The organism is Shewanella nanhaiensis (assembly GCF_019457885.1).
In the GTDB taxonomy this organism is placed as follows: Bacteria; Pseudomonadota; Gammaproteobacteria; order Enterobacterales; family Shewanellaceae; genus Shewanella; species Shewanella nanhaiensis.
In genome coordinates this window covers 1-13,395 of sequence record NZ_JAHZST010000026.1, presented here as the reverse complement: position 1 = coordinate 13,395, position 13,395 = coordinate 1, and the positions used below count along the sequence as shown (strand labels likewise).

Annotated in this window: 5 protein-coding genes; all 5 read left to right on the top strand. The window is 42.6% G+C overall.

Annotated elements, in window-relative coordinates:
* The first annotated feature begins 1 nt into the window (after nucleotide 1).
* The 5 genes from aceF (at nucleotide 2) to K0625_RS22400 (ending at nucleotide 12,691) form a co-directional block, all read left to right on the top strand.
* Nucleotides 2-1,864, top strand: a complete 1,863-nt coding sequence (gene aceF, locus K0625_RS22420; protein ID WP_220111674.1) for a pyruvate dehydrogenase complex dihydrolipoyllysine-residue acetyltransferase — start codon at nucleotides 2-4, stop codon at nucleotides 1,862-1,864.
* Nucleotides 1,865-2,070: 206 nt separating this feature from the next.
* Entirely contained in the window at nucleotides 2,071-3,525 is a 1,455-nt protein-coding gene (gene lpdA / locus K0625_RS22415) for a dihydrolipoyl dehydrogenase (RefSeq protein ID WP_220111673.1), read from the top strand.
* 240 nt (nucleotides 3,526-3,765) lie between these two features.
* Nucleotides 3,766-8,223 (top strand): EAL domain-containing protein, encoded by a 4,458-nt coding sequence (locus tag K0625_RS22410; protein ID WP_220111672.1) that lies wholly within the window; start codon nucleotides 3,766-3,768, stop codon nucleotides 8,221-8,223.
* Between the two features lie 110 nt (nucleotides 8,224-8,333).
* A complete protein-coding gene (locus K0625_RS22405) occupies nucleotides 8,334-10,541 on the top strand; it encodes a patatin-like phospholipase family protein (protein WP_220111671.1) in 2,208 nt (735 codons plus the stop codon).
* 95 nt (nucleotides 10,542-10,636) lie between these two features.
* Nucleotides 10,637-12,691, top strand: a complete 2,055-nt coding sequence (locus K0625_RS22400) for a M13 family metallopeptidase (protein WP_220111670.1) — start codon at nucleotides 10,637-10,639, stop codon at nucleotides 12,689-12,691.
* The last annotated feature ends 704 nt before the right edge of the window (nucleotides 12,692-13,395 follow it).

Below are 13,395 nucleotides of genomic sequence, written 5' to 3'. Positions count from 1 at the left end.
AATGACAATCGAAATTAATGTACCTGATATTGGTGCGGATGAGGTTGAAGTGACAGAGATCCTTGTTAGCGTAGGCGACAGGGTTGAAGAGGAGCAATCGCTCATCTCTGTTGAAGGCGATAAAGCTGCCATGGAAGTGCCAGCATCGACAGCGGGTGTTGTTAAAGAGATCAAAGTTGCCGTTGGCGATAAGGTGTCTACAGATTCCTTGATTATGATCTTCGAATCAGATGCTGCCCCAGCTGCTCCTGTTGCTGAGTCAGCTCCAGTTGCAGCGCCTGCTGCACCGGCATCGGCCGAGCTAAAAGAGGTCAATGTACCTGATATCGGTGATGATGAAGTCGAAGTTACTGAGATTTTAGTCAATATTGGTGACAGCATCTCTGAAGAGCAATCGCTGCTAAGTGTTGAAGGCGATAAGGCTTCGATGGAAGTACCTGCGCCATTTGCCGGTGTATTGAAAGAGATCAAAGTTGCGGTCGGTGATAAAGTTTCTACTGGTAGCTTAGTCATGGTTTTTGAAGTAGCTGGTTCTGCGGCGGTGGCTCCAGCAGCTGCCCCTGCACCAGTAGCAGCTCCAGTCGCATCAGCGCCATCAGTACAAGATGTTAACGTACCCGATATTGGCGGTGATGAAGTCGAAGTGACCGAAATTATGGTCCAAGTAGGTGATACCGTTACTGAAGAGCAATCACTGATTAGTGTAGAGGGTGACAAGGCTTCGATGGAAGTGCCTGCTCCTTTTGCCGGTAAAGTGCTTGAGATTAAGATAAGCCAAGGGGACAAGGTTTCTACAGGCTCGTTAATTATGACCTTTGAAGTTGCTGGTAGTGCAGCCCCTGTTGCTGCTCCGGTAGCGGCAACAGCCCCTGTTCAAGCGGCTCCAGCGCCAGTTGCTAATTCTGCTGCACCAGCGAAAGAAGACTTTGTTGCGAATAAGGCTTATGCCCATGCATCACCAGTTATTCGCCGTCTTGCTCGTGAGCTAGGTGTTAACTTAGCAAATGTAAAAGGCACTGGTCGCAAGAATCGCATTATTAAAGAAGATGTTCATAATTATGTGAAAGCGGCAGTTAAACTGGTTGAGTCTGGTAACGCAGGTAAAGGTGGTAATAGTGAGTTAGATCTGCTGCCATGGCCAAAAGTTGATTTCAGCAAGTTTGGTGAAACTGAGATTAAGCCACTGTCGCGTATTCAGAAGATATCTGGCGCTAATCTACATCGTAACTGGGTGAAGATCCCACATGTTACTCAGTGGGATGATGCTGATATTACTGAGTTAGAAGCTTTCCGTAAGGCGCAAAACGCTGCCGAAGCGAAGAAAGACTCTGGCATGAAGATCACGCCACTTGTGTTTATCATGAAGGCCGTTGCGAAAGCACTAGAAGCATTTCCAACCTTTAACTCTTCACTATCAGAAGATGGCGCAAGCTTAGTTCTTAAAAAGTATGTGAATGTAGGTATCGCAGTTGATACACCTAATGGCCTAGTTGTTCCAGTGTTTAAAGACGTGAACAAGAAAGGGATCCATGAGCTTTCTGATGAGCTGAAAGAGGTATCTAAGAAAGCTCGCGGTGGTAAGTTGACTGCTGCAGATATGCAAGGTGGTTGCTTCACTATTTCAAGTTTAGGTGGTATCGGCGGTACGGCATTTACGCCAATCGTTAATGCACCTGAAGTGGCTATTCTTGGTGTGTCTAAGTCTGACATGAAGCCTGTGTGGAATGGTAAAGAGTTTGAGCCACGCTTAATGCTGCCGCTATCACTCTCTTACGATCATCGAGTGATTGATGGTGCAGAAGGTGCACGTTTCATTACGTATCTAAATAACTGTTTATCAGATATTCGTACATTGGTTCTATAATATTAAAGGCTGCTTATATTAAGCAGCCTTTTTATATACCTAACAACCTCGAAATGCGGGATTCAGGATTTTGAAGTAACTTGGGTATGCACATGTAAGTGAATGATTGTTATCTGTGTCAAACACGGGTTAAAATGCAGCCACCTACAGAACATAGATGTTCAAAAGCTGGCTCTTAACCGTTTTACGTTATATTCGTCAGCGCAATGACAAGAAAAATAGAGGAAGAGATGAGTAACGAAATCAAAACTCAGGTAGTAGTACTAGGTGCAGGCCCTGCAGGATATTCAGCTGCTTTCCGTGCGGCAGATCTAGGTTTAGATACAGTTATTATCGAGCGTTTCAGTACACTTGGTGGCGTATGTCTAAATGTGGGTTGTATCCCTTCAAAGGCACTATTACACGTATCAAAAGTGATTGAAGAAGCAAAAACTATCTCCTCACATGGTGTTGTTTTTGGCGAGCCTCAAATTGATTTAGATAAGCTTCGCGAATACAAGAAATCAGTAATTGGTCAACTTACAGGCGGATTAGGCGGAATGTCTAAGATGCGTAAGGTTGATGTGGTTAATGGTCTAGGTAAGTTTACCGGTCCAAATACCATTGAAGTTGCTGGTGAAGATGGTGTTAAAGTTGTTCACTTCGAAAATGCGATCATCGCTGCGGGTTCACGCCCAATTCAATTGCCATTTATTCCACACGAAGATCCACGTGTATGGGATTCAACTGACGCACTTGAACTTAAAGAGGTGCCAGGCAAGCTACTTGTGATGGGTGGCGGTATCATCGGTCTAGAAATGGGTACTGTGTATTCATCTTTGGGTAGTGAGATTGACGTGGTTGAGATGTTTGACCAAGTTATCCCTGCTGCTGACAAAGACGTTGTTCGCGTTTTCACTAAGAAGATCAAGAAAAAGTTCAACTTGATGCTTGAAACCAAAGTGACAGCCGTTGAAGCTAAAGATGATGGCATCTATGTGACAATGGAAGGCAAGAAAGCACCGACTGAACCTGTGCGTTATGATGCAGTCTTGGTTGCAATCGGCCGTGTTCCAAATGGTAAAGGTCTAGATGCAGAGAAAGCAGGCGTAAATATTGATGAGCGTGGTTTTATCAATGTTGATAAGCAGATGCGTACTAATGTACCGCACATCTATGCTATTGGCGATATCGTGGGTCAACCAATGCTTGCTCATAAAGGTGTGCATGAAGGCCATGTTGCCGCTGAAGTTATCTCTGGTCTTAAGCACTTCTTCGATCCTAAAGTCATTCCTTCGATTGCGTATACAGACCCAGAAGTTGCGTGGGTTGGTCTAACTGAGAAAGAAGCAAAAGAGCAAGGCATTGCTTATGAAACTGCAACTTTCCCTTGGGCTGCTAGTGGCCGTGCTATCGCATCCGATTGTGCCGATGGTATGACTAAGCTAATCTTTGACAAAGAGACTCATCGTGTCATTGGTGGTGCTATCGTAGGTGTTAACGGTGGTGAGCTATTAGGTGAAATTGGTTTGGCTATTGAGATGGACTGTGATGCTGAAGATTTAGCGTTAACGATTCATGCTCACCCGACTCTTCATGAATCAGTGGGACTTGCTGCTGAGATCTATGAAGGTTCAATTACTGATTTGCCAAACCCAAAGGCAAAGAAGAAAAAGAAGTAGTTTGAACTTTTTTAATACTAAAGGCGCTCATTGAGCGCCTTTTTTGTGAGTAAGATAAGTATATTGTGTTTTTAATTGTCATTATCCCTGTTCAATATATCGCTTGCTGGTGTAAAGTTTTTGATTTTGTCTGCTAAAATGCATTTTTGAAGCATTTTTATTTTATCTATAGATGTTAAGCAGGTGAATTCAATCCGTTGAACTGCTACATTCAAGTTAAGTTTATGAGTTAACTGCCTAATGATAAAAAGAACCTATCAAATCCTCCTGTTAATTATAGTGATATTTATTACTTGTCTAATACCAACTAGGGCGAGTGATATTGTGCAGCGTGTATTTTCTGAAAGAGATGGCTTGGTCAATGGTACGATCAATGATATTAGTTTCGATAGCTATGGTTTTACTTGGTTAGCAACAGAGGAGGGACTTTATCGGATCAGTAATAGCAAGGTCAGGAGAGTCGATAAAAAAGGGTTTAATACTCGGCTATCTGATGAGTATATCGACTTTGTGGAGCCATTAAGCAGCAGACACTTGCTTATCAGTAATTACACCGATACCTATCTATACGATATTTTGCAAGACACCTTTATTCGCTTTGGCAGTGAACAGTTATTTCCTGACTATAAGAAGCTCTCCCTTGATGCTATCACTAAGAAAGATGATGGTGACTACCATTTTTTAAGCAAACAGGGGGAACTGCTTACCTTCTCTTATAAGAATATGACGCTTAACCTAATCAATACCCTTCCCTTTAATCAGGATCTTCCTTGGTCTGTTTTGATGGTGATGGATGATGAGCGTTTGTTAGTTGGCTCTCCGTATAAATTACACTTAAGAGACCAATTGGGGGAGTTTCAAATGGCTCTTGATTGGCAAGAAGATATGGGGATGATCAAGGGAGTTATGGAGGACTCTTCTGGCCGACTCTGGTTAAGTTCCAGCGATGGCTTATATGAGATCTTTAAAGACGATTTTAGCTTGAGAAAAGTGTCTCAACTTCCTTTTTATAACACTAAAGCAGCGGAAGATCGTAAAGGTAACTTATGGCTGGCAAGCAGAGAAGGTTTGATTAAATGGTATCCAGATCATGAAGAGGTAAAAGTTTATAAAGGAGACATCAAACAAGCTGCAGATATCGATTATATTTTTGATATTGCTATTGATAACAACGATATAATATGGGTTGGCGGTTCTGGTGATGCGCTGGCCGTGGTTGCAGAAGCTCCTGATTTTCTCAGTGAGACTTATACTCAAGCCCCTCCCTATTTGACCTCTGATGAGATGATTTGGTCAATTTGGGCTAAAAAGAATGGAGTGTGGCTAGGCACTGATAAAGGCTTAGTTGTCATAAATAAAGAATCTCAGACTAGTGCCACAGTATTACCCGAAGAGTTAGCGTTAAACGATAGTATCTATAAAGTGGATGAGCTTGACGCTTCACACTTACTTCTTTCCACGACAAATGGGCTATTTGTCGTCAATAAAGAGACGCATGAATCACAGCGTTTTGCTCTATGGAATCAGGGAGAGAACTCGTTAGAAAATAAGCTTGTTTTTTCCAGTTATCTTGATCCTCAAATAAAAGGACGTTGGTGGTTTGCTACGGGAAGTGGGCTCTTTTATTGGGAACCTGGGCTATTTACCCCTCAAGAGCTTCTGATTGCTAAGGAAAACCTTGGTCAATATAAGCCTAATTTAAGAGCTGTTTATCGTAGCATCGATGGTAAGTTATGGATCGCAGGAGAGGAGCTTTTTGGTTACATAGATCATATGGGAGGTTTCCACTCGACCTTAAGTATCTTTGGTGATTCAAGTAGGTCACCTACTATTAGTTACATAGATGAGGTGAGTCCTGGTGTACTTTGGTTAGGGAGTTCATTGGGACTGATAGAATACACGTTTGATAAAGGAGTGACAGAGTCTTTAACTAAAAGGTGGCAAGTCGATTGTCCATCAATCTTCTTTTTTCATAAGATCGCTCCCTATCGGGTTCTTGGCTGCCTAAACTCAATTATTCGCGTCAATATGGACACTGATGAGCTACTTGTTATAGAGCATGAAGATGGGTTAATTAGTCAGGAGATTAACGACGGCGCTTCATTTTACGATCCCAATGCTGGCTTGTATGTAGGCACACCTGATGGTGCCATGTTGCTGAATGTTTCAGGGATGAAAAATCGTATTAAAAATGATGGGATCATGCTTGAGTCGGTTTCCGTTTTTTATGAACAATCGACAGAGATTAGCTTGATTCCTGAGCAAAATAGTATGATTAAACCAGGTGCTAGAATGATCAACTTTCAGTTAACCAGCCTAGATTATCTGGACGATCGTCCGCTTACGTTACAGTACCGTATACGCTTGCAAAACGAACACTCTGTTGTTAACTACCTTCTTCTTTCTGATCAGTCCCTTGTTAGTGTCTCTGGCTTGAAGGCTGGGAAATATGTTCTCGACATTCTTAGTTTACAAAATGGGATCTGGTCGAGCGAACCATACTCATATCAGTTTGAAGTTGACGAGTTTTGGTGGGAAAGTTATTGGTTTAAAACTTTTTTTGTTATGACCTTGCTGCTTGTTGTCATTGTTATCTTAATTGGTCGACAACGCCAACTTTCTGCTTTTAGAGTGGTTAATGAAGCACTGGTAGAGAGTGAGGATAGGTTAAGACAATCTCTTAAAGGTAGTGATTCAGAACTGTGGGAGTGGCGTGACGACACTCAGATGTTCAACCTAGAGAATCAAGGTTCGGGACTCACTGGCGACAGTAAAAATATATTACTTACCTTAGATGATTTTCCTGTACATAGAGATGAGAAAAAGAGTGTCTTAGCAAGTTGGAAAAGCATGCTTAATGGCGATAGTGATCGATTTGAAGTGGAGTATCGTTATCGTAGGGATGATAAGTCTTGGGGCTGGACACGCGTGCGGGGACGTCCAGTAGATTTTGACCCAGAAACAGGGAAAATTACGCGAGTTGCTGGTATATATTCAGATATTACCGCTCAGCGTCAACTAGAAGATGATGTAAAACTATTAGCTCAAGCGTTTGAAAACACCTCTGAAGGTGTGCTTATTCTTGATGCCAAAGAACGAATTAAGGTCTCAAATAAAGCTGCTCAGATGATTTTAGGGTTAGACGTTGAAGCGTTTAACTCTAAGACTTTTTCCTCTTTGATGGTGGCTAAGGAGGGACGTTTAGATGAAGTTGCTAAACTACTGGGCAGTGGCGATTCATGGACAGGAGAGAGGGAGTTTATCTGTGCTAATGGAAACAACTGCCCTGTATGGTTAAATGTCTCTACCATGCTAGGAGGCAAAGGTGACATTGTTCATTATGTCGCAGTATTTTCTGATATTACAGAGAGAAAACGTTCAGAGGCTGAGTTACGGCGGCTGGCTAATTATGATGTATTAACCGGGTTACCAAACCGCTCACTATTTTCGACCCGTCTTGCCCAATCTATTCATCGAGCCGAACATAGCGGTGAAAAGCTAGCATTAATTTTCCTAGATTTAGATAGGTTTAAACATGTTAATGATTCATTTGGACATAGTATGGGGGATGCGCTTTTAGTCGAAGCTGCCAGTAGGTTGCAATCCTGCATTCCAGATGGGCATACCTTGTGCCGTTTTGGTGGCGATGAGTTTGTAATTTTACTTAGAGAGGTCAGTGATGTTGATATGATCAATCACATATGTACTGAGCTACTCAAGCAGATAAAAACCCCCTTTGAGCTTTATGGCCGAGAGTTTTTTATCTCGACTAGCATAGGGGTAAGTCTGTGGCCTGATGATGCAACTCAAGCTGAGAATCTGATTAAAAATGCCGATCAAGCTATGTATCATGCCAAAGAGGAAGGGAAGGGGAATTTCCAATATTACTCTTCGGAGCGAAACTCTGAGGCGCTGTATCATCTTCATCTTGAGGCTGAATTAAGGCGAGCTATCGAGCGTGAGGAGTTTGAGCTTCACTATCAACCCCAGATTGATATTCTTAAAGATGATAAGTTGATTGGCATGGAAGCATTGCTGCGTTGGCGTCATCACCAAGATGGGCTGATCCGCACCGACATTTTTATCAAGGTGGCAGAATCGTGTGGTTTAATTATTGATATCGATCGCTGGGTTCTACGCCAGGCTTGTATTCAAGGTGCACAATGGGCATCGACCTATGGCGATGGCTTTAAGCTTTCAGTTAATATCTCAGCGGTTCACTTTCGTCAGCCAGATTTTATTGAGGGAGTGAAATCGATTCTAGATGAGACAAAGATCCCTGCGGAAATATTAAGTTTCGAGATAACCGAAGGTGTCTTGATGAAGGAGCTTAATATTGCTAAAGCACATCTTAAGGAATTGAAGTACTTAGGAATTGATGTGGCGATTGATGATTTTGGTACTGGGTACTCCTCGCTGGCTTACCTTCGTCACTTTGACGTTACTACTCTTAAAATTGATCGCTCCTTCCTAATCGATATTGCGACGAATGAGGCTGATCAGGCGATCGCCAGTAGTATTATCGAGCTTGCTAGAAACCTGAAGTTAAGTGTAGTGGCTGAAGGTGTGGAAACCAAAGCCCAGTTAGAGCAAGTTTTCAGTCGAGGCTGCTATATTATTCAGGGATATTACTTTTCTAAGCCTTTAACTCAGCCAGAGATGGAGCGTTATATAAAGAGTAAGAAAATAGGCGGTTAGGCTCTGATTAAATAACAAGCTCACGGACACTTTTGTGTTTTATCTATGTTGTGCTTTTTTTGATACTATACGGCAGTCTTGTATAGAAATTAATTAAGAAATAACACTCTATGATACGTTCTATTGCACTATTTCTATTGTTCTCTCTTCTCTCCAGCTCTGTTTTTGCGGAAGTCAGGCCTAAAATTGGTCTAGTGCTCAGTGGTGGCGGCGCCAAAGGGGCTGCCCATATTGGCGTGCTTAAAGTACTCGAAGAGAATCGAGTTCCTGTCGATTATATCGCTGGGACAAGTATTGGTGCCTACGTCGCTGGAATGTATGCGCTCGGCTATAGCGCCGCAGAGATTGAGCAGATCATGATGAATGAGTCCTGGTCAAACGGGTACTCAGATACGATCCCAAGAGAGTCGCTGAGTTACCGTAATAAGCAGCAGCGAGATCGTTTTAATATTCCGTTAAATATTGGCTATAGCGATGAAACGGTGAAACTGCCCAACGGTCTGCTTCGTGGGCAAACCATGTCACAACTATTACAACGCTCAACTGGATTGGTCCATCAATTTGGGCACTTCGATGAACTCGCGATCCCCTACCGTGCAGTGGCGACCGATCTGGAAACGAGTAACCCTGTTATTCTTTCAACGGGCAGTATCGTTAAAGCGATGCAAGCATCCGCAACCGTACCTGGAGCACTTCAGCCAATAGAGTATGAAGGCAAGCTGTTAGTTGATGGCGGTATTGCGAATAATATGCCTGTCGATGTCGTCAAAGCGCTAGGCGCCGATATCGTTATCGCCGTCGATATAGGCTCATCGCTGGTAAAAAAAGAGGCATTAGATAGCACAGTCGCTGTACTTAACCAGTTATCAACCATGCTGACCAACGCAAGTACTGAGAAGCAAAAGTTGTTGCTCACTGAGGACGATATTTTGATCCGGCCTGATGTGGGGGATATGAGCACAACCGATTTTGAGGTTATGCCTCAGGCTTACGTGCTCGGCGAAAAAGCGGCACTTGAACATCTGTTGAGTCTTAAAGGTTTAAGTGTTGGTGAGGCTGAATATGTGGTTTATCAAGATAACAAGCAGAGGTTAAGCAAGCGTTGGCAAGATAGTGTGGAACGACCTCTGGTGCGGATTGTGTTTAATAACAACTCTAAAGTGAGTGAGTCGCTGTTAAGAGAGACACTCGATCTCCATGAAGGGGAGGTGGTGACGAAAGAGGAGTTAGAGAGAGCCATTGCCAATGTCTATTCATTAGATAAGTTTGAGCGAGTGAATGCTGAATTTGTCGATACAGATAGAGGGCGGATCTTGACCCTCAATACTCGAGCAAAATCCTGGGGACCTAACTATTTTGGCCTCGGATTTAGCTGGGAAGATGATCTGACTGAAGACTCAAGCATGTCTTTGGACTTCTCCTATACCATGACAGATCTAACCGATACTGGAGGAGAGTGGCGTAATGAGCTAAGACTTGGCTTTGAGAAGTTGCTTTCAACCGAGTTTTATCTGCCAATGGATTATGATCAGGCTTTTTATGCCAGAGCTGGGCTGGCTTATGAGCTCAAGGATTTTAGTATCTATGAAGATAACGCTAAATTTGTAGAGTTTTCTCAAACTGTGTACCGAGCGGATGTCGGCGTTGGCTATAACTATACATTGGAAGGTTTGATGGAGTTGGGTGTTACCAATGAGAAAGGTGAATTTGAATTTCTTAAAGATACTTATGACTATGACTCTTACGGTGTATATTTAAAACTAGGTTTCGATAACCTTAATAGTATGAACTTTCCAACTTCAGGTAATCGATTCACCTTTAATATGTATTATCGAAGAGACGTTAATGAGCTATCTGGTGAAGACTCCTATGCTGAGAACTCACTTCAAATAGAAGCCGATTGGCGAGGGGCTTTGAGCCTAGGGAATCATGCAATAGTGGGTATTGCCTCATTGGCTACCATAGATACGGAAGAGCAGTTTAGTCCACATCTATCTGAGCTGGGTGGTTTCCTTAATCTGTCCGGTTACCATAAAAACTCCTTGGTTGGTTCTCATAAAATATTTGGTGCTTTTGTGTATCAATATGATTTAGGTCGTGATGTGCTGGGAATGACGGATTACCCACTCTATCTTGGTGGTAGTTTGGAAGCTGGTAACGTTTGGCAAAACAAAGACAACATTGACCTCAACGATCTCATCTATTCAGGTAGCCTATTTTTCGGAACCGACACTAGTATGGGGCCTGCGGCCTTAGGTTTTGGTTGGGCCGATGATGGTGAGATGACGCTGTTTCTCTTTTTGGGAAAGAGCTGGTAAGTCATAGAAAGTTACAAATACAGTCTTATAGGGCCCGTGAGACTAATGTTAAGGTTAAAATGTTAAGCTAAATCATCATAAAACCGGGGACTATAATGAAAAGAGTAAGCAAGATGGCAATTGGGATCGCCTTAAGTTTAGGTCTCGCTGCGTGCAGTAGTAATGAGCCAAGTGCACCAGAAGTGCAATCAAAGAGCATGATTTCTGGTGTCGAGAAGGTTAACTTCGATACCTCTGTACGCCACCAAGATGATTTTTATTATAGTGTTAACGGTCACTGGCTAGCGAACACGCCGATCCCCGATGATAAGTCTAACTATGGTGCCTTCTCTGTTCTCTATGAGCGGAGCCAAAAAGCACTAAAACAGATTATCGATGATGCTGCATCTAAGCCAAATAAACTAGATGGCTCTAGTGAGCAAAAAGTGGGTGATTTCTATAACAGCTACATGAATACCGATATTGTAGAACAGTTAGGTATTTCACCACTAAGTGAGCAGCTTTCAGATATCTCTCTGGCGAAAGATCATGATGATATTGCCAGTTTAATGGGGGGCCTTTTACTTAATGGTGTGCAGATCCCATTTGGTTTTTACGTTAATAATGACGCAAAAAACTCTACTCAGTATGCTGTCTACCTTTATCAGTCAGGGCTCAGTCTTCCAGATCGTGATTATTACTTAAAAGATGACGCAAAGTTTGTGGCCAATAGAGCTGCACTTAATACCTATGTCACCGATATTATGACTCAAGCTGGCAGCAAAGATGCAAAACGTATCGCTGCTAGTGTTGCGAAAATAGAGCATTTTATTGCTAAGAGTCAATGGAGCCGAGTGGAGTCTCGCGATGCAAACAAGAGCTATAACAAAATGGATAGAGCAGAACTGCAGGCAAGTATGCCTGAGTTTGATTTTGTTCAGTTTGCAGCGAGCGCAGATATTGGCAAAGTGAAAGAGGTTATTGTTCGTCAAAAATCCTACTTTGAGGAGCTTGGCAAGCACTTTACTGGTTTTACTGTTACTGAGTGGCAGGATTATCTCTCTTTTCACCTTGTTGATAGTTATGCCGAGCTATTAAGTCAGAATTTTGTTGATCTGCATTTTAATTTTCACAGTAAAACTTTGATGGGCATAGAAGCACAGAAGCCACGTTGGAAAAGAGCGGTTGATGCTGCAGACCAAGTGATCGGTGAGCTAGTGGGCAAGGAGTATGTAAAGGAGCACTTCAAGCCAGAAGCTAAAGAGAAGATGGAATTACTGATCCAGGATTTGATCAAAGGGTTTGAAGTGAGCATTAATGAACTTGAGTGGATGACGCCTGAAACTAAGGTCGCCGCTCAGGAGAAGCTCTCTAAGTTCACTTATAAGATAGGTTATCCAGATAAATGGAGAGATTACACCAATCTTCAGATTAAACCTGATGAGCTGGTGGGTAATTATCAGCGTTACGCTAAGTTTGAATATAACACTATGCTGGATAAGCTTGGTAAACCTATCGATCGCACTGAGTGGCATATGACGCCGCAAACTGTTAATGCTTATTATAATCCGGTAATGAATGAAATCGTGTTTCCAGCTGCGATTCTACAGCCTCCCTTCTTTAATCTTGAAGCGGATGATGCAATTAACTTCGGTGGTATCGGTGCGGTGATTGGTCACGAGATAAGTCATGGCTTCGATGATCAAGGCGCTAAGTATGATGGCGATGGTAATTTACGTAATTGGTGGACAGATGCGGATCGTGAAGAGTTTCAAAAACGTGGTGCTCAACTATCTGCTCAATACTCTAAATATGAAGCCCTACCAGGTAAACATGTAAATGGTGATCTGACATTAGGTGAGAATATCGGCGACCTTGGCGGACTAACGGTAGCGGCGCGTTCATATCACCTAAGCCTAAATGGTAAAGAGGCACCAGTTATTGACGGATTAACTGGAGAGCAGAGACTCTTTATCGGTTGGTCACAAGTATGGCGTCGTAATTACCGTGATGAAGAGCTAAGTCGTCGATTAATGACAGACTCTCATTCACCTAGTCACTTCCGCGCGATGGGGACACCAAGAAATATTCCTGCATTCTATCAAGCCTTCGACTTAAAAGAGGGAGATAAGATGTTCTTAGCTCCAGAAGATCGAGTAAAGATCTGGTAGTGAGCTGACAAAGTTTATAAATAAAGGGCCCATCAAATGATGGGCTCTTCTATTTTCAAGCTGTAAAACAGTATTTGAGTGGTGATTTTGTCTACTATTGTGGATAAGTCAGGGGGTAAGTGGTGTGTAGGGTGTGGCTAAAAGCGGCTTTTAAAAAAAGATCGTTTTTTCGTAAAAAAGCCCTTGTGCTCTGGGCTGAACTCCCTATAATGCGCATCCACTGACACGGCACAGCAGGCCAATCGCTCTTAGCAAAAGCTAGATAGAATGGGACTTGCAGTAATGTTAGAGAATCAAAACTCCTCGGAGATTTGATTCAGGTGACAAACGCTTTAGAAGCTTGATTTAGATGGTTGTTGACACGAGAGTGAACAAAGAATCATCGCTTGAAAAACTTCTTTAAATAAGCGCTTGACGCCAACCACGGAGAGTGTAGAATACGCCTCCTTAAGCCAATGGCCTAGCGTCAACGGCAGCATCTGAAAGATTGATGCTAACGCTCTTTAACAATTCAAAACAAGAAATCTGTGTGGACACTCACAGGTGTTGAGTTATTCGAAATTGTCTTCTGTTCTTTGGAATGTTGGCAATCAAAAATTTTCTCAATGAACCACTGAGTGACCATAGCAATATGTAAACTTCATTAGCCTTTAGGGTTGATGAAAAACAGTATAATTCGTTGAGCCGTTCTTCATCCTTAATCG